Origin of the sequence: Neisseria yangbaofengii (genome assembly GCF_014898075.1) — a bacterium.
Classification (GTDB): Bacteria; Pseudomonadota; Gammaproteobacteria; order Burkholderiales; family Neisseriaceae; genus Neisseria; species Neisseria yangbaofengii.
Window position 1 is genome coordinate 1,678,576 of sequence record NZ_CP062976.1, and the last position, 19,135, is coordinate 1,697,710.

The 19,135-nt window shown below is 49.4% G+C and carries 16 protein-coding genes and 1 pseudogene; 9 read left to right on the forward strand and 8 right to left on the reverse strand.

Features of this window, described 5'->3' with window-relative positions; genetic code table 11:
* Nucleotide 1 precedes the first annotated feature (1 nt).
* The 4 genes from H4O27_RS08265 to H4O27_RS08280 all read left to right on the forward strand — a co-directional run bounded on the left by H4O27_RS08265 (nt 2) and on the right by H4O27_RS08280 (nt 6,440).
* Entirely contained in the window at nt 2-2,308 is a 2,307-nt protein-coding gene (locus tag H4O27_RS08265) for a phosphotransferase (protein ID WP_165009181.1), read from the forward strand.
* 11 nt (nt 2,309-2,319) lie between these two features.
* Nucleotides 2,320-3,489 carry a nucleotide sugar dehydrogenase gene (locus tag H4O27_RS08270; protein WP_165009180.1) on the forward strand — a complete coding sequence of 390 codons (1,170 nt, stop codon included), beginning with the start codon at nt 2,320-2,322 and terminating at the stop codon, nt 3,487-3,489.
* Between the two features lie 205 nt (nt 3,490-3,694).
* On the forward strand, nt 3,695-5,260 hold the full coding sequence (gene guaA / locus H4O27_RS08275) for a glutamine-hydrolyzing GMP synthase (RefSeq protein WP_165009179.1): 1,566 nt from the start codon (nt 3,695-3,697) through the stop codon (nt 5,258-5,260).
* 439 nt (nt 5,261-5,699) lie between these two features.
* Entirely contained in the window at nt 5,700-6,440 is a 741-nt protein-coding gene (locus tag H4O27_RS08280; protein WP_165009177.1) for a pseudouridine synthase, read from the forward strand.
* A 135-nt stretch (nt 6,441-6,575) separates the two neighbouring features.
* Here H4O27_RS08280 and adhP read toward each other — a convergent pair whose 3' ends face one another.
* Entirely contained in the window at nt 6,576-7,616 is a 1,041-nt protein-coding gene (gene adhP / locus H4O27_RS08285; RefSeq protein WP_165009175.1) for an alcohol dehydrogenase AdhP, read from the reverse strand.
* A gap of 450 nt (nt 7,617-8,066) precedes the next feature.
* Between adhP and H4O27_RS08290 the strand changes: the two genes are divergently transcribed.
* Nucleotides 8,067-9,548 (forward strand): aldehyde dehydrogenase family protein, encoded by a 1,482-nt coding sequence (locus H4O27_RS08290; RefSeq protein ID WP_165009173.1) that lies wholly within the window; start codon nt 8,067-8,069, stop codon nt 9,546-9,548.
* A gap of 329 nt (nt 9,549-9,877) precedes the next feature.
* Here the strand turns inward: H4O27_RS08290 and H4O27_RS08295 are convergent, their stop codons facing one another.
* From H4O27_RS08295 to rpsF, 7 genes are all read right to left on the reverse strand, one after another.
* On the reverse strand, nt 9,878-10,213 hold the full coding sequence (locus H4O27_RS08295; protein ID WP_095502622.1) for a YbaB/EbfC family nucleoid-associated protein: 336 nt from the start codon (nt 10,211-10,213) through the stop codon (nt 9,878-9,880).
* A 169-nt stretch (nt 10,214-10,382) separates the two neighbouring features.
* Nucleotides 10,383-12,407, reverse strand: a complete 2,025-nt coding sequence (dnaX, locus tag H4O27_RS08300; RefSeq protein ID WP_165009171.1) for a DNA polymerase III subunit gamma/tau — start codon at nt 12,405-12,407, stop codon at nt 10,383-10,385.
* A gap of 175 nt (nt 12,408-12,582) precedes the next feature.
* Complete coding sequence (gene mltB / locus H4O27_RS08305; protein WP_165009169.1) at nt 12,583-13,668, reverse strand: lytic murein transglycosylase B; 1,086 nt, start codon at nt 13,666-13,668, stop codon at nt 12,583-12,585.
* A 202-nt stretch (nt 13,669-13,870) separates the two neighbouring features.
* A complete protein-coding gene (rplI, locus tag H4O27_RS08310; RefSeq protein WP_165009167.1) occupies nt 13,871-14,323 on the reverse strand; it encodes a 50S ribosomal protein L9 in 453 nt (150 codons plus the stop codon).
* Between the two features lie 14 nt (nt 14,324-14,337).
* Nucleotides 14,338-14,568, reverse strand: coding sequence for a 30S ribosomal protein S18 (gene rpsR, locus H4O27_RS08315; RefSeq protein WP_054599043.1), 231 nt, complete (start codon nt 14,566-14,568; stop codon nt 14,338-14,340).
* Between the two features lie 6 nt (nt 14,569-14,574).
* Nucleotides 14,575-14,877, reverse strand: a complete 303-nt coding sequence (gene priB, locus H4O27_RS08320; protein ID WP_193004416.1) for a primosomal replication protein N — start codon at nt 14,875-14,877, stop codon at nt 14,575-14,577.
* Nucleotides 14,874-15,245, reverse strand: coding sequence for a 30S ribosomal protein S6 (gene rpsF / locus H4O27_RS08325; protein ID WP_004519252.1), 372 nt, complete (start codon nt 15,243-15,245; stop codon nt 14,874-14,876). Before rpsF ends, priB begins: the two co-directional genes overlap by 4 nt.
* Nucleotides 15,246-15,441: 196 nt before the next feature.
* Between rpsF and H4O27_RS13175 the strand changes: the two are divergent.
* The 4 genes and pseudogenes from H4O27_RS13175 (at nt 15,442) to phoR (ending at nt 19,130) form a co-directional block, all read left to right on the forward strand.
* Nucleotides 15,442-16,295: pseudogene (locus H4O27_RS13175) on the forward strand (IS630 family transposase).
* Between the two features lie 383 nt (nt 16,296-16,678).
* On the forward strand, nt 16,679-17,041 hold the full coding sequence (locus H4O27_RS08340) for an ATP-binding cassette domain-containing protein (protein ID WP_371865573.1): 363 nt from the start codon (nt 16,679-16,681) through the stop codon (nt 17,039-17,041).
* A gap of 63 nt (nt 17,042-17,104) precedes the next feature.
* Nucleotides 17,105-17,800, forward strand: a complete 696-nt coding sequence (gene phoB / locus H4O27_RS08345; RefSeq protein ID WP_165007289.1) for a phosphate regulon transcriptional regulator PhoB — start codon at nt 17,105-17,107, stop codon at nt 17,798-17,800.
* Nucleotides 17,793-19,130, forward strand: a complete 1,338-nt coding sequence (gene phoR / locus H4O27_RS08350; RefSeq protein WP_165007294.1) for a phosphate regulon sensor histidine kinase PhoR — start codon at nt 17,793-17,795, stop codon at nt 19,128-19,130. The genes phoB and phoR overlap by 8 nt, the downstream gene beginning before the upstream one ends.
* Nucleotides 19,131-19,135: the final 5 nt, after the last annotated feature.

The window sequence follows — 19,135 nt, forward strand, 5'->3', positions numbered from 1 at the left end:
CATGTTGATTGAAGCTGATAAACGGATTGTATCGCGCGACACCTGCCTGCCCGGGCTGGCTGCTTTGCTGGATACGGAATTGCTGTTGGAAAAGCTCAAAACCCTTGAGCCTTTCCAACATGCCGTCAAAGTAGAAATTCAATATCTGCGTTACAAACCCGGCAATAGCTGCGCAAGCACTTTGTATATCGAATTGGGCGACGGCCTTGGCTTGCGTTATTACGCCAAAGCCCTAACCCCCAAGCGTTTCCAAGAATCATGGAACAAACCTTCCCGCCAAAAGCTGGTGAAAAAAGGTGGGGATCATGCGCCTTTGGCCTTGCCTGAATTGTGCATCATGCTACTGCACCCGATACATGACCGCTCCATCGGCAAGATGGATTGGTTGGTTTCCGGCAATGCTCTGCGCCGCATGCTCAAAGCCTGCTCTCTGCCTGCTTTTGAAACAGGCAGACCCAAAGTCGATATTCTGCGCTACAAACCCGAGCGCCGTTTAGTGGCGAAAGTCAGCTACGGCGATGTACCTGTGGCTATCTTGCGCAGCAGCACGCCTGACGAATTCAGCAAAATGTTGATCGGCAGTGCTTTTGGGGTATCTCACGGCGGCGTGGTGTTGGCCGGTGCCGACGGCACCAGTTGTACCTTAGCCACGCGCTGGCAAAAAGGCGACAGCTTGTGTCCGGAAGAAGGCCGTGCGCCCGATGACCGGCTTGTCGCCGAATTGGGTAAGAAACTGGCCCGCATCCACAGCGCCGGTTATCAACACCCTACCCGCTATACGCTGGCCGACGAAATCCGTTCGGTTGGCGGCGTGGCGAATACCTTCCGCCATATTCTGCCCGAATACATCGATTGGTTTGAAACACTGCAAAACCGCATTACCTGCGACCTGACCCATTTGCCGGAGCAAGCGACGTTAATCCACGGTGATTTTTCGCTTGACCAAGTGATTCGGCGCATCAGCAAAAACGGTGAAATCAAGCTGCATATTCTCGACTGGGATCGCTCCGCACAAGGTCATCCGCTATTGGATTTGGCCAGCTTTATCGCCCGATTGGAATTGCAGTTGATTGAAGGCTTGATAACGCGCCATGAAGCCGACCGACTTTCAGACGGCCTGTTGCAGAGTTATCGCCGGAAACGAGAGGCCGATGAAGCCGGTTTGCGCCTGTTTACCGCCTCGGCATTATTGCGCTTGGCTGCCGAGCCGTTTCGCAAACGCAGTCCGTATTGGGATCAATACACCCTGCAAATCCTGCAACGCACGCACGCCCTGCTGGATGCAGAAGATATTGTTTCTGCGCCTGCCCCTGCTCTCAACACGGATTCGGTGCAAGAACCAATCATCGCCGATTTGCTCGATACCGCCAACATGCAGCCGCTGCTGCAACAAGCGGGCATTATCGGCGCAACAGAACATCTTGCTTCCGCATGCTTGCGCCATCACAAACCCGGCCGCCGCGCCTTGGTGGAATATGCCTTGCCTAAGCAAAACGGCAATCGGCGCTTTATCGGCAAATACCGTGCCAAAGGTTTAGACAAACATTCCCCGCGCATTCAACAAGCCTTGTGGCAAAAAGGCTTTGACAGGCCGTCTGAAACCGGCGTGCCGGAAGTGCTGGGCGTATTGCCTGAATTAAACACTTGGTTTCAAAGCCGCATCGACGGCCAAACTATCGGCTCGCTGCTGTATCCGGAAAACCGCCGCTTAGCCTTCTTAGGCAAAGCCGCTGCCAATGCCTTGATTGCCTTGCATCAAAGCGGTGTGGGCGATGATTTGGATTTACCTTGCTGGCAACCGGCAGACGAATGGACGGTGCTCGATAAAGCCTTAACCGAAGCGCAAACCAAGCTGCCCCATTTGGCCGAACGCATTGCCAAAGTCGCAGCGCAATGCAAAACATTGATTGGTTCACTGCCTGAAAGGCCGTCTGAAATCCTGCACCGCGATTTCTACCAAGACCAAATCCTCGAACCCTACGGCACACCCGGCCGCATGGTGCTGCTGGATTTAGACTTGGCTTGCCGTGGCGATGGCGCATTGGATGCCGGCAATTATCTTGCCCACATTAAAGAGTTCGCCTTACGCCGCTATGGCAAAACAGATGCACTGTGCGCCCACGAAAGAGCGTTCGGACAACAATTCCTAACCCACAATCCACAAGCTGCAAATACTGTGGAAGCATATACAACATTAGCATTAGCGCGCCATATCCGCATCAGCACCTTATTTGACGAACGCAGCCACACCACTGAGCCGCTGCTGCTGCTGTGCGAAAGCCGCCTGAATAACCTCAAACAACCATAACGAGAAATACTATGAAAATTACCGTTGTCGGCGCAGGCTATGTCGGCCTGTCCAACGCCGTTTTATTTGCCCAACAACATGCCGTCACGCTTTTGGATGTCAATCAAGAGCGAGTGGATTTAATCAACCGGAAAATCTCGCCGATTCAAGATGATGAAATCAGCAAATATTTGGCCGAACACACGCTCACGCTGCACGCCACTACTGATGCGTCCGGCGTATATGCCGATGCCGATTACGTTGTGGTGGCCACCCCGACCGACTATAATCCCGAAACCGATTATTTCAATACCGACTCGGTCGAATCTGTGTTGACCACCGCTTTGGCGGCCAACAGTCACGGCCACATCATCATCAAATCCACCATTCCGGTCGGCTTTGTCGACAAAATGCGCGAACGGTTCCAAACCGACCGCATCATTTTCTCACCGGAATTTTTGCGTGAAAGCAAAGCCTTATACGACAACCTTTACCCGTCTCGCATTGTCATGGGCGACACCGGCGAAGCAGCGCAAAAATTTGCCGAAGCGTTGCGTGATTGCAGCCTGAAACCGGATACGCCGATTATCCTGACCCACCCGACCGAAGCCGAATCGATTAAACTGTTTTCCAATACTTACTTGGCTTTGCGCGTGGCTTTTTTTAACGAACTTGATTCGTTTGCCGCCACTTTCGACCTCAACACCGCCGACATTATCGGCGGCGTGTCTGCCGACCCGCGCATCGGCACGCATTACAACAATCCGTCGTTCGGCTACGGCGGCTACTGTCTGCCCAAAGACACCAAGCAATTGCTGGCCAATTACCAAAACATTCCGCAAAACCTGATTACGGCGATTGTCGAGTCTAACCGCACGCGCAAAGACTTTATCGCCGAAGACGTATTGCGCCACCGTCCGTCCACCGTCGGCATCTACCGCCTGACCATGAAATCCGGTTCCGACAATTTCCGCAGCTCCAGCATTCAAGGCGTGATGAAGCGTATCAAAAAACACGGCGTGCCGGTGATTGTGTACGAACCCGAATACCACGGCAGTGACTTCTTCGGTTCGGAAGTAGTTCAGAATTTGGACGAATTCAAAAAACGCGCCGACATCATCTTGGCCAACCGTCTGCATGAAAACTTGGAAGACGTCGCCGATAAAGTGTACACGCGCGATTTGAAAGGAAGCGATTTATAAAGCAAGCTTTTGAACCTATACACCTTTCAGACGGCCTGTTTAATCTAATCAAAGCCGTCTGAAAAGTTTTAAAACAGTATACAAACTCATCTATCCGCCACCGATTTGCTTATGCAAAGGCCGTCTAAAACTGGTACAATGTCGCCATTTTTCAGACGGCCTTTTATTGCGCCGCATTCTCTTTCATTCCACAAAGCCCAACATCATGACCCAAGACAAAATCCTGATTCTCGACTTCGGCTCGCAAGTCACCCAGCTCATCGCCCGCCGCGTGCGCGAAGCACATGTTTACTGCGAGCTGCATTCGTTCGACATGCCGCTTGAAGACATCAAAGCCTTTAACCCGAAAGGCATTATTCTCTCCGGCGGCCCGAATTCTGTGTACGCCTCCGATTACCAAGCCGACACCGGCATTTTCGATTTGGGCATTCCCGTATTGGGCATCTGTTACGGTATGCAGTTTATGGCGCACCACTTAGGCGGCGAAGTCAGCCCCGGCAACCAGCGTGAATTCGGTTATGCCCAAGTGAAAACCATCGACAGCGAACTGACCCGAGGCATTCAGGATGAAGCACCGAACACACTCGACGTATGGATGAGCCACGGCGACAAAGTGTCCAAACTGCCCGAAGGTTTTGCCGTAATCGGCGACACTCCGTCCTGCCCGATTGCCATGATGGAAAACGCCGACAAACAGTTTTACGGTATCCAGTTCCACCCCGAAGTAACCCACACCAAGCAAGGCAGGGCTTTGTTGAACCGCTTTGTTTTAGACATCTGCGGCGCACAACCAAGCTGGACCATGCCCAATTATATTGAAGAAGCCGTCGCCAAAATCCGCGAACAAGTCGGCAGCGACGAAGTGATTTTAGGCTTGTCCGGCGGCGTTGATTCCAGCGTTGCCGCCGCCCTGATTCACCGTGCCATCGGCGACCAACTTACCTGTGTATTTGTCGATCACGGTCTCTTGCGCCTCAACGAAGGCAAAATGGTGATGGATATGTTCGCCCGCAACTTGGGCGTAAAAGTGATTCACGTCGATGCCGAAACCCAGTTTATGGACAAACTCGCCGGCGTAACCGACCCCGAGAAAAAACGCAAAATCATCGGCGCAGAATTTATCGAAGTATTTGATACTGAAGAGAAAAAACTCACCAACGCCAAATGGCTGGCGCAAGGCACGATTTATCCTGACGTAATCGAATCCGCCGGCGCCAAAACCAAAAAAGCCCATGCCATCAAGTCCCACCACAACGTCGGCGGTCTGCCGGAAAACATGAAGCTCAAATTGCTGGAGCCATTGCGCGATTTGTTTAAAGACGAAGTGCGCGAACTGGGCGTAGCGCTCGGTCTACCGCGCGAAATGGTGTATCGTCACCCGTTCCCGGGTCCCGGCTTGGGCGTGCGTATTTTAGGCGAAGTGAAAAAAGAATACGCCGACTTACTGCGCCAAGCCGACGATATTTTCATCCAAGAATTGCGCAACACCGCCGATGAAAACGGCACATCATGGTACGATCTTACCAGCCAGGCCTTTGCCGTATTCCTGCCGGTAAAATCCGTCGGCGTGATGGGCGATGGCCGCACCTACGATTATGTCGTCGCCTTACGCGCCGTAATCACCAGCGACTTCATGACTGCTCATTGGGCGGAATTGCCGTATTCGCTGCTTGGTCGTGTATCCAACCGCATCATCAACGAAGTCAAAGGCATCAACCGCGTAGTGTACGATGTCAGCGGCAAACCGCCTGCCACAATCGAATGGGAATAAGCACTTGATGTTTATTAATCAAGTCTTAAAAAGGCCGTCTGAAAACATTCGCAATGAATGCTTTCAGACGGCCTGATGTAGAAAATCCCAGCGTTGTTTACACTTTTTCTTTTAGTGGCTGCCCTGAATAACCAGGACAAATTCTACTTTACTATAGTAAATCCACTTTAAAATAGGACAAGGCGGCGAGCCGAAGACGGTATAGATAATACGGCTAGGCAAGCCAACGCCGTACTATTTTAAAATGAATTCACTATACTATGAAATCCGTAAATAAAAATTAATATCAACCGTGTACTATACACGCTTAAAATTTGTCGTCTCATGCAGTTTTTCAGACGGCATATTATTTTTAGATGCCGTCTGAAACTCTGTTTCTCACGCAGCGAGTATGGTGCGTTAATGCTATAATGCGGCGATATTTTTTAAAGTGAACACCATGGAATCCACAAACGAACCCATGCGTCTGTCGAAACGGATGGCGCAACTCGGTCTCTGTTCCCGCCGCGAAGCCGACAGCTATATCGAACAAGGCTGGGTCAAAGTCAATGGGCAAACCGCTGCACTCGGCCAAAAAGTTACTGAAAACGACCGCATTGATTTAAACAAACAGGCGCATGAACAGCAGGCCAACCGCGTGACAATTTTACTGAATAAGCCGATGGGCTATGTCAGCGCGCAAGCGGAAAAAGGTTATAAAGCAGCGGCTGAATTGATTACCGCCGAAAACCAATGGGAAGGCGACGACAGTCGCATTACGTTTAGCGGGAAACACAAATTCGGCCTCGCTCCCGCCGGGCGTTTGGATATTGATTCGGTAGGTTTGCTGGTGTTGACGCAAGATGGCCGCATCGCGAAGCAGTTAATCGGCGAAAGCAGTAACAGCGAAAAAGAATATTTGGTGCGTGTGCGCGGCAAATTAGACGGCAACGGTTTGGCATTACTGAACCACGGCTTGAGCTTGGACGGTGAAAAACTGCGTCCGGCCAAAGTCGAATGGCAAAACGAAGACCAACTGCGCTTTATTTTGAAACAAGGTAAGAAACGCCAAATCCGCCGCATGTGCGAACTGGTAGGCCTACGCGTGGTCGGTTTGAAACGTATCCGAATGGGTAAAGTGAAATTGGGCAAACTGCCGCCGGGCAAATGGCGTTATTTAAAAACCAATGAATCATTTTGATTGAGTTACATGGATTAGGCCGTCTGAAGCATTTCAGACGGCATGATTTCATTAATTTCAATTATTTAATTGCCATTAAAAAAAGCCGTCCGAACATTATTCGGACGGCTTTTTAATCTTTATAAACGGATCAGATTAACGATCGTGACCGCAAGCGCATTTCATATCAATCACCATGCGGCCGGTAATTTTGCCTTCGCGCATTTCTTGGAAAATTGCAGGTGCTTCATCCAAATTGCGCAATTGTACTTTCGGCACTACCAAACCTTCGGCACCGAATTGGAAGGCTTCGGCCAAGTCTTGGCGTGTACCCACTAAAGAGCCTACCACTTCAATACCGTCTAATACCAAGCGTGGAATCGACAAGTCCATAGACTCAGGCGGTAAGCCGATTGCAACCACGCGGCCACCGGCACGCACGGCATTCACGGCCGAATTAAACGCAGCAGAAGATACGGCAGTCACAATCGCGGCATGTGCGCCACCGACTTTTTCTTGAATCACTTTGGCTGCGTCTTCTTTTTGCGGGTTAATCACCAAATCAGCGCCGGTTTCTTTGGCAAATTCCAGTTTGTCGTCATTAATATCGATGGCAATCACATGCGCACCAAATACTTTTTTCGCGTATTGCACACCCAAGTTACCCAAACCACCGGCACCATACACCGCAATCCATTGACCGGGACGTACATTCGATACTTTCACGCCTTTATAAGTGGTCACACCGGCGCAAGTAATCGAGCTGGCTTGTGCAGGATCCAGACCATCCGGCACTTTCACCGCGTAATCGGCAGTTACGATACAGTGTGTCGCCATACCGCCATCCGCAGTATAACCGGCGTTCACCACGCTACGGCACAAGGTTTCACGGCCGGTATTACAATATTCGCAAGAGCCGCAGCTTTCAAACAGCCATGCGATACTCACGCGGTCGCCGACTTTCAGGCTTTTCACGTCATCAGCCACTTTGCTGACCTTACCAATGCCTTCGTGACCCAAAACCCGCCCCGGTTTTTCACCGTAATCACCGGCAGCAACGTGCAAGTCGGTATGACACACGCCGCAATATTCAACTTCTACCAAAGCTTCACCCGCTTCCAATTCACGGATGTCGCGCTCTACAACTTCTACATCACCTTCAACAGCTTGATTCACTACCACTGCACGCATTTTCATGGTAACACTCCTTGTTTGGCTTATTGACAGAACGGTATTTCATTGTAATAACGGGATGCACGCATTCAATCATACATAAATCATGCGCCCGATGATTTTGTTCGTTGCATCACGATTTAAGTATGTACTTTAGAATCTCTCTCGTCAAGTCATAGACTGCTGAATTTATTATGATTTATTATATCATAACATTATTAGTCTATTTTCCGGTTGAAAAAACCAACCGATTTTATTTAAATGAAATACAATGATTTTTTCAGACGGCCTAAATAATCTGCCCACTTGATTTTATTGAACCAATCAACTTTCTAACGTGCGCTTCCAGTTTGTTAATTCATGTTTCTTTGCATTTTTAGCGCTTGAACTCCATAACAAAAAATACTATGCTAACCCTTAAGCGTTTCGCTTACAGTCAACTACAACTGCACTAAAAACACAGGAGACAGCATCATGGCAAAAGATTTAAACGTTTTTGACAAAGAATACGGCTTATTAATCAACGGCGAATGGACCAAAGGCAGCGAAGGCAGATTATTGACTTCCACCAATCCGGCCAATGGCGAAGAATTGGCGAAATTCGTTGATGCCAGCAATGCTGACGTGGATGCCGCCGTTGCCGCCGCGCAAGAAGCATTCAAAACCTGGAAAAAAACCACCGTTGCCGAACGCGCTGCAATTCTGAACAAAATCGCCGACATTATTGATGAAAACGCCGAATTGTTCGCCCTGCAAGAAACCCTCGACAATGGCAAACCGATTCGCGAAACCCGTGCTGCCGACATTCCGTTGGCTTCCGACCACTTCCGCTATTTTGCGGGCGTAATTCGCGGCGAAGAAGGCACTGCGACCCAATTGGACGAAGAAGATTTATCGCTGATTCTGCGCGAACCAATCGGCGTGGTCGGTCAAATCATTCCGTGGAACTTCCCATTCTTGATGGCAGCCTGGAAAATCGCCCCTGCTTTGGCCGCCGGTTGCACCATCGTATTGCACCCTTCTTCCAGCACCTCGCTGAGCCTGCTGTCTTTTGCGCAAAAAGTGAACGATGTGTTGCCAAAAGGCGTGTTCAACGTCATCACCGGTAAAGGTTCGAAATCCGGCGAATACATGCTGCATCACAAAGGTTTCAACAAACTGGCCTTTACCGGTTCGACTGAAGTCGGCCGCCGCATCGGTATCGCCGCCGCAGAAATGTTGATTCCGGCCACTTTGGAATTGGGCGGCAAATCAGCCAACATTTTCTTCGACGACATGCCGTTTGACAAAGCACTTGAAGGTGCTCAAAAAGGTATTTTGTTCAACCAAGGCCAAGTGTGCTGCGCCGGTTCGCGTATTTTCGTGCAAGAAGGCATTTACGACAAATTCGTTGAAGCCTTGGCGGAAGAATTCAAAAAAGTTAAAGTCGGTCTGCCTTGGGAAGACGATACCCAAATGGGCGCGCAAGTCAACGCCGGCCAATTGGAAACCATTTTGAAATACGTGAAAATCGGTGAGCAAGAAGGCTGCCGAATCATTACCGGCGGTAAAAAAGCCGAAGGCTATTTGGCCGATGGCGCATTCTTGGAGCCGACTCTGATCGAAGCCAGAGACAACGCTGCCCGCGTCGCACAAGAAGAAATCTTCGGCCCGGTGGCGACCGTTATCAAGTTCAAAACCGAAGAAGAAGTCATCAAAATGGCCAACGATTCGGAATACGGCTTGGGCGGCGGCGTTTGGAGTAAAGACATCAACCGCTGCTTGCGCGTATCACGCGCCTTGGAAACCGGCCGCGTTTGGGTAAACTGCTACAACCGTCTGCCTGCACACGCACCGTTTGGCGGTTATAAAACTTCCGGTATCGGTCGTGAAACCCACAAAATGATGTTGGCTGCTTACACCCAAGTGAAAAACATCTACATTTCGACCCGCGAAGAGCGCGAAGGTATGTATTGATTTTTCATGATTGATTAATATCGGGCCGTCTGAACAGGTATTGTTCAGACGGCCGAAACCTTTGCAAAACTTGTAAATTTCCAAAAATCTTTAAGCCGTCATTCCCGTGCAGGCGGGAATTTGGAACTTCAAATTACTGTCATAACGAAATATTCCTGAACCGATAGGTCAAGATTTCCGCCTGTGCGGCAATGACGGCAGGCATAGTTTCCTTGGTGCAAGCTGAATTGTGCGAAAGTCTTTTTCAGTAAATCAATCAAAAACCGCTGTTTCTACCTAAGCGAAACAGCGGTTTTCTGATTTATTGGGAATGAACGGCTTTTACTTGGTTAGCGGAAAAAATCACCCATTCCTGCCGGTAACCCTTGGGTAAACGCGCCCATGGTTTTGTTGCTGGTTTCTTCGGCTTTGGCAGACGCATCGTTTACCGCGGCCAAAATCAAATCCTCCAACATTTCTTTGTCATCAGCCGCTTCTTTAATCAAGTCTTCGCTGATGTCGAGTTTGCGTACCACATGCGCGCAAGTCATGGTCACTTTGACCAAACCGTTGCCCGCTTCTCCGCTCACTTCGGTTTCCGCCAATTTGGCTTGGGCTTTTTTCATGTTTTCCTGCATTTGTTGGGCTTGCTTCATCAGCCCGCCTAATCCGGCTTTTCCGAACATCGTATGCTCCTAATTTGCGTGTATAAGAAAATTATTCAGGACGAATCCTATCAGGTTTTGCTCCTACTTGCACGGGCTAATGAATGAAATATGATTTAAGGCCGTCTGAACGTATGTTTTTGCGGCAAACCGTTTCAGACGGCCTCATGCAATCTATTGATTTGCCGGTTTATGACTCATCCGTTTGCTTCAATTCCAGCGTATCCGGCAGCCATTGCGCTTCAAAGGTTTGCAAAATCTGCTGTGCGGTCGGGTCTGCGTCCAATAAATCTTGTGCCTGCTGCCGTCCTTCTTGCTGTAAACGCTGGCGGCGCATGGTCGGTGTCTCCCAACCTTGGCCGTCTTGCCACGGTTGAGTTTGCAGCTTGAGTGGCAAATTATAGGCTGCAGCCAACACGTTTTGGATTTTGTCCAAACGCTCTTTATTGGTGGTGACTTTGGCTTCACTGGTGAGCGACAAAGTCATCAAATGCGTGTCGGAATTGTAATCCACCCAAGCAGCATGCTGCGCCAACATTTGCGCGGCACCGAGCTTTTTTGCAAAACGCTGCACCAACAACGCCCAATTTTCCGGCTTGAAATCGGGCAAGGCAATAAATTGCGGCTCATCTTCTTCCTCATCATCGGCTTCAGGACTTTCATCCGCAATCGGTGGCACAGACGGCGTATCAGGCTCTGTGACAAAAGCATACGAATCTTCACCGGAATAAGGTGGCGGCATGTCTTCATCTTCGGGGTCGGACGGCTGATAAGATTCGTCGGATGTTGTCTGAATTTCTGCTGAGAAATGCAAAGAAATACTTTCAGCTTCAACGGCTTGCAGATTATTTTCCGACACAACCGCGGACGGCTCGTCAGAATCCGAGGCCATCTGAAGCGGCTCGGTTTTTACCGTTTCATTTATCGGCCGCTCTTCCCAAGGAGGAATGTCTTTTGCTTGAGGTTGGCTTTCAGACGGCATGGCCGCATCGGCAAAGGCCGTCTGAATATTGTTTTGGTTTTCAGACGATGTCGGAATCGTCAGCGGCTTTTTTGCAGCGGTTTCCTTATGCTCCACTTCCTGCAATTGCGTGTGTTCAACCACATCATTCATGCCGTGCACTTGAGCGGCAAAGGGCGCAAATGCCAGCATACGCAGCAAAGTCATCACAAATCCGGCGTATTCGTCGGGCGCCAGACTCAAATCCTGCTTGCCGTGAATTGCGCATTGGTAATACAACTGAATCTGCTCGCCGCTCATGGCTTGGCTCAATTGCAGCAGGGCTTCGCGTTCGGGGTCATCGTTGGTTACGGCTGAAGGCACTGCCTGAACCAGTGCCAAACGTTGCAACAGCATCGCCAACTCGTTCAATGCGCTGTCGAAACCGATTGCGCGGGCAGCCATTTCTTGCGCTTGGTTCAGCAGGGCCCGGCCATCTTGATTAACCACGCTTTGCAGCAATTCATACAAATAGCGTTTATCGACCGCACCAATCATCTGGCGCACATCGTGTTCGGCCACTTTGCCCGAACCCATCGCAATCGCCTGATCAAGCAAACTCAAAGCATCGCGCATCGAGCCTGCCGCCGCCCTACCCAACAATTGCAAGGCAGTGGTTTCGTAAGGAATGTTTTCACTGTCTAACACATGCGCCAAATGGCCGGCCACTTGCTGCGTGGTCATGTTGCGCAACACAAACTGCAAACAGCGGCTCAATACGGTAATAGGTACTTTATGCGGGTCGGTGGTCGCCAAAATGAATTTCACATGCTCCGGCGGCTCTTCCAGCGTTTTCAGCATGGCGTTGAATGCACTTTTCGACAGCATGTGCACTTCGTCAATGATATAGACTTTGTATTTACCGGCGGTCGGTGCGTATTGCGCGTTTTCCAATACTTCCCGGATGTTGTCGATACCGGTATTTGAGGCGGCATCGATTTCCAGCAAATCAACGTAGCGACCGGCATCAATTTGGGTGCAGCTTTGGCACACGCCACACGGTTCGCCATGGTCGCCATGCTCGCAGTTGAGGCTTTTAGCCAAAATACGCGCAATAGTGGTTTTACCGACGCCGCGCGTACCGGTCAAGAGATAGGCATGGTGCAGACGGCCTTCGCCCAAAGCGTTGCGCAGTGCTTTGACAACGTGTTCCTGACCGACTAAATCGGCAAATGTTTTCGGACGCCATTTACGGGCAAGCACTTGATAAGCCATGTTTTTTCTCTACTTCATGATAATCGGGCCGTCTGAATACCATATTCTTTCAGACGGCCCATTGAAAGATGGTGCATTTTAACATTTTTGGCGCATAAACGTACAAATGCATTGTTTATTGCCATAAACAAAACCACTTTGTCCAGACAACAAAGTGGTTTTGGCATGAATCGGATTACAAACCGGCAGGGCCGACGGCATTGGCGATGTCGCGCACGGCAGTCACATACATGCGGCTGTTGTTGTATTTCCAAACGCTGTAGAAATTATTCAAGCCCAAATAATATTCATACACGCCCGGGCCGGTTTCCAAACGGTACAACACTGCTTTTTCATGATCGGCAACCGGAATTTGCGGCATCACGCCTAAAGCTTTGAAATCAGCCACGGTTCGGGTAAGCGCAGTTTTCTCATCGATAATCGCCTGCAAGTGCGGCGTGATGTTCAGGTGTACAGGCACCACCATTTTACCGCCGGTCTGCCAGCCGTGTTGTTTCATATAATTCGCGACCGAGGCGGCCACATCGCCGATATTGTTCCAAATATCACGGCGGCCGTCGCCATCATAATCCACCGCCCATTTGCGGAAGCTCGACGGCATGAATTGCGGCATACCCATCGCACCGGCGTAGCTGCCTTTAAAACCGAAGACGTCACTGTTTTCTTCCTTCGCCATCAACAGCAATTCGCTCAATTCATTTTGGAAAAACTCGGCACGCCGTGGATAATCAAATGCCAAAGTGCTCAAAGCATCGGCCGTGCGGAAGCTGCCGGTATTGCGGCCGTAATTGGTTTCAATACCGATAATCGCGACAATCAGCTCAGCCGGTACGCCGTATTTGCGCGCCACATCATCAATCACCGCGCGGTTGGCGGCATAGAATTGACGGCCATTATTGGATTTGGCTGCACCTGAATTACCGGTTCGGAATTCATACCATGGACGTGACGTACCCGGGCGGTACACAATATTAATGATGTTGCCTTTGTACACCACACCATCAAAGAAATTTTGCAATTCAGCGGCGCTCAAGCGGCCTTTGGCGGCTTCATAACGGATAAAATTCTGCACATTGGGATTGGCATTGAAACCGCTGCTTGCCACTGATTCAGCCGCTGCATCAAAAGTCGGACGTTTTTCGGCCTGTTTGATAGGTTTCAATGGTTGCGCATCGCGGGTGATGCCCGGTTTGTCAGGCGTGCTGCATGCAGCCAATGCCGCGATAACGGCAGCAGAAAGGAATACAAAAGACTTTTTCATGAGATATCCGTAAATGTGATGAAGGGCTTGAGTGTAACAAAATTAAACGCTTAGATAAACCCTTTGAGATTAAGCGGGAAATATTTGAATTGATATCAGGCCGTCTGAAAAACAATGCCTGAGAACTTTACCGGCACCATAAACAAAAAAAGGCCGTCTGAATTTCAGACGGCCTTTTTAATCAATCACGATTCATCAATGATTATTCGGCAGCAGAAACCACCACAACATTGATTTTCGCTACGGCATCAGTGTGCAGTGCCACTTCCACTTCGTATTCGCCAACAGCTTTCAACGGACCGTTTGGCAGACGTACGTTGGCTTTGGCTGCTTGAATGCCTGAAGCAACGATGGCTTCGGCGATGTCGGCATTGGTAACAGAACCGAACAGACGACCGTCCACACCGGCTTTTTGTGCGATGGTAACGGTTTGGCCGTCCAATTTGGCTTGGCGTGCTTGTGCATCAGCCAAAATTTCGGCTTGTTTGGCTTCCAATTCGGCACGGCGTGCTTCGAATTCTTTCATGTTGGCTTCGGTAGCACGTTTTGCTTTGCCTGACGGAATCAGGAAGTTGCGGGCGTAGCCGTTTTTCACGGTTACGATGTCGCCCAGATTACCCAAACCGCCGATTTTTTCTAACAGAATAATTTGCATGATTTAAGCTCCAATTATTTGTGTTGGTCGGTGTAAGGCAACAGAGCCAGGAAACGGGCACGTTTTACGGCAACTGCCAACTGACGTTGGTAGTGTGCTTTGGTACCGGTAATGCGGGCAGGGATGATTTTGCCGTTTTCAGAGATGAAGTCTTTCAACAAATCAACTTGTTTGTAATCAACTTCTTGGATTTTTTCAGCCGTAAAACGGCAGAATTTTCTGCGTTTGAATGATTGACGAGCCATTGTCGTTTAACCTTTATATTCTTTAATGTTCTGTATCCGCAATATCGGGCGGGGGAAGCGTTGGCTGCGTTGTGCTAAAAAGCCTTCTACTTCGACCATTATCTGCTGCCGATATTGCCATTGTTCAGCCTGCCTACCCAACAGCCTTGCCGGAATTTCAAATTTAACCAGACATTTTTGTCCGTTTTCTTCCTGCCAGGATTCGTGTTCCAACATCAAATCCAGCACCGGAATACCTGCCGGCGTGTATCGCAAACTGCCTGCTTTGGCAATTTGTGCGGTAAGCGATAAGAGATTATTCAATCTTATTCGGCTGCTGCAACTTCTTCAGCCGCACCGTTGAGCAGGTTTTTTGCTTTTTCGCCACCCAGCATTGGAGAGGCTTCGGTTACAGCGTGTTTGGTTTTGATGGTCAGATGACGCAATACGGCATCATTGAAGCGGAATGCGGTTTCCAGCTCTTCAACCACTTCAGGAGTGGTTTCGATGTTCATCAAAACATAGTGTGCTTTGTGGATTTTGTTGATTGGGTAAGCCAGTTGGCGGCGACCCCAGTCTTCCAAGCGGTGGATTTTACCGTTGGCTTCGGTAATCATGGTTTTGTAACGTTCAACCATTGCAGGCACTTGCTCGCTTTGATCAGGATGAACGATAAACACGATCTCGTAATGACGCATGTTATCTCCTTATGGATTAAATAAACAGCCTTCTGCCATGCGAAAAGCAAAAGGCAAGGTTGCAAAACGCTCGATTATAACGTTTATAGCTTGAGTACACAAGCTATTGATGATTTTAAATGTTGCGTTTTGGCAGATTTGTATAGTATATTAAAATAAGAATTCCCAAATCAACACTGAATATTTAGAGTCCAAAATGTCATACTCAATAGAACTACGAGAAAAAGCATACCAATACTATCAGGCATGCAAAAATGCTAGCGAAGTTTGCAAAGCATACCAAATTGACCCAAAAACATTTCGAAGTTGGAGAAAACGCTATGAGCAAACTGGTTCATTTGAACATCAAGTCAAAGGTGGCAATGCAACCAAAGTCAATAAAAACCTGCTCATAGAATATGTTAAAGAACACCCTGATGCATACCAGCATGAAATTGCAGCTCATTTTGGGTGTACACCGGCTAATATTTGTTATTTGTTCAAAGTATTGGGTATGACGCGTAAAAAAAGACCACGAGCTACAAAGAACAAAAACCGGAACAGGTAGCCGCTTATCAACAAGCATTAAATCAATATGCTGATTATCAAGTTGTTTTCCTTGATGAAACAGGATTTGATACTTTTTACTACCGTCCTTATGCCTATTCACCAAAAGGGCTTCCGGTTAAAGCGCAAATCAGTGGTAAACGATACCGGCGCACATCACCGGTTGCAGCTCAAATCAAAGACCAAAGTAATCTAATTGCACCCATGATTTATTCAGGCACGATGGATAGTCGTTTATTTGAAGCATGGTTTGAAGGCGTATTGCTGCCTGAATTAACTGAACAATCTGTTATCGTGATGGATAATGCCCGCTTTCATCGGATGTCTGTTTTAGCAGAGATTTCAGAAAAAGAGGGGCATAAAATCTTAGCTCTTGCACCTTATTCGCCAGAGCTTAATCCGATTGAAAAAGCATGGGCGAACATTAAAAAGCATCTACGAAAAGTGCTGCCTGAAATGGGCAATTTTATGGCCGCACTAATGAGTAGTTTTTATTTTAATTAACTATATCATTTCAAAATGATGTAACAGTTTGTAACATTTCCTTGAATTTGTCACGAAACTTCACCTCTTACCTCTTGAGCCGAGTTTCTACCGGTTGGAAAGGCCAAGTCGGTGTTACACCATCGGTGACAAAGCAGCTCAAAAACTGGATTTATGTGCCTTTGCCTGGTATGTCAAGAATAAGCCAATGATGAAAACGGCCAGGCGGTTTTCACTGAATAATGTATGAATCAGGCCGTCTGAAAGCAAAAATATTTCAAAATCCGATGCCGTTTGCGATGTCGATTTACGATAACACCGCCTTCGGTGTGAAACTGTATGAAAAAACCCAGTCGCAGCGAATTGGACGACCGTGTAGAATGGGCATTAAACAAATCGGCTTTATGGGGCGAAGTAAAAGGCAAACTCAAGTAAAGCGGCAATTCGTTATCCGGCGGCCAGCAGCATCGTTTGCGCATTGCCCGCGCGATTACCACCAAACCCGAAGTTTTCTGCCGGATGAGCCGACTCCCGTACTTGACCCGATTTTGACTGCCTGTATTGAAGAATTGGTGACCGAATTGAAACACGATTACACCATCGCCATTGTCAGCCACAATATACAGCAGGCCGCGCGCGCGTCCGGCATCACGGCGTATGCGTATTTGGGCGGGCAGGCCGAAGTGGACGATACCAAAACCATCTTCACCAAGCGGGGCAAAAAAGAAACCGAAGACTACATCATCGGTAAATTTGGTCAAGCCTAACCGCTTAAACCTTTAATAACATGCCGTCTGAAAGCCAAACGCAACCAACAAAGAGAGAAAAACATGTCCGCCTATATCCTGATTGTAGAAGATGAGCCGGCCATTGCCACCTTGATTCGTTTCAATCTCGAAGCCGCCGGTTACCGCACGGCCGCCGCCGAACGCGTGAGCGATGCCGGGGAACTTTTGAAAAACGAATTGCCCGATCTTATCTTGATGGACTATATGCTGCCCGATGTCTCCGGCGTCGAATACATCCAACAATTGCGCAGCCAAACCCGCACGCAAAACCTGCCCATTATCATGCTTACCGCCCGCAGCGAAGAGAGTGACAAAGAGCGGGGCTTGAACATCGGTGCCGACGACTACGTCACCAAACCTTTCTCACCGCGCGAACTCATTGCCCGCATCAACGCCTTGTTACGCCGCACAGCTCCTCAAAAAAGCAAACAGGTTTTGGAAATTTTCGGCATCCGCTTGGATGCGGAAAACCGCAAAGCCAGCACCAGCGAAGGCATTGAATTGCAACTTAACCCAAGCGAATTCAAAATCTTACACTTTTTTATGGCGCACCCCAACCGCCTCTACAGCCGCAACCAGCTGCTTGACATGATTTGGGGCGACCACGTCTTTATCGAAGAGCGTACCGTCGACGTGCACATCCGCCGTTTGCGCCAAGGTTTGGAAAAAGCCCGACTCGCCCATTTAGTGCAAACCGTCCGCGGCAGCGGCTACCGTTTCGGCAACAACAATGAATAATCTCGTTTACCTGATTCCTTCCATCCTCTGCATTTTGTTTGCCGCAGCCGCCGGACTGGCCTTTTGGGGCGTATCCGGCGCGTTTATTGCCGCCTTTGCCGCACTCAGCTTCATCAGCTTGCTGCACATCCGTCAGATGTACAAACTGCTCGACTGGCTGAAGAACCCCGAGCCGGAATCCATTCCCTTTGCCAGCGGCATTTGGGACGAAGTGTTTTCCACCCTGCTCAAGCAAAGCCGTAACCGCCGCAAACAAAAACGCAAACTCAAAAATGCGTTAATGCGTTTCAACCGCGCCGCCGAAGCCTTGCCCACCGGTGTGATGATTTTGGATAAAGAAATGCGCATCGAATGGCAAAACCGCCTTTCCGCCACCCATTTCAACCTCAACCGCGAGCACGACCGCAACGGCATTTTGCCCAACCTCGTCCGCCTGCCTGAGTTTCATGCTTTTATGGAACAAAGCGGGCAGGTACAAATCCGCTTGGCAGTGCCGCAAAACCATCCGATTCCACGCACGCTGCTGATTACCCGCTGCCCGTTTGAAAAAAACACTCAAATGCTCATCAGCCAAGACGTCAGCACCATTGAGCAAGTGCAGGCCAGCCACACCAGCTTTATCGCCAATGTCTCGCACGAATTGCGCACGCCGTTAACCGTCATCAACGGCTTTTTGGAAACCATGCGCGACATGCCCGATATTCCTGATGAACAACGCCGGCAATTCATCTCCCTGATGCAAAAAGAAGGCAGCCGCATGCTTGATTTGCTCAACGATTTGCTGACCTTGTCAAAACTTGAAAGCCGGCATCACCAAGAGCAAAACAAAGAGCTGCTCAACCTAAGTCTGCTGAGCCGGCAATTGTTTGAAAGCACCAAAACCTTTTCAGACGGCCGCCACTACATTACCGAAGAAGTCGAGCCGGAATTAAGCGTCCGCGGCATTCAGCATGTGCTGTACAGCGCCTTAAGCAATCTTACGTTCAACGCCGTGCGCTATACGCCGGAAGGCGGCAAAATACACATCAGCCTTAAACCGGAAGGCGACCGCCACGTCCGCTTCAGCGTCAGCGACACCGGCCCCGGCATCGCCCCAGAACACATCCCGCGCCTGACCGAACGCTTCTACCGCGTCGACACCGGCCGCTCGCGCCAAAGCGGCGGCACCGGCTTAGGCCTTGCCATCGCCAAACACGCTTTGGCCGCGCACGGCACTAAAATCGAAGTGGAAAGCACATTGGGCGAAGGCAGCACCTTTTCCGCATTGTTTGAATTGGCCGCGCAGCAGCCTACTGAAATTGTAGGTTTGCATAAAGCAAAGGCCGTCTGAAAATA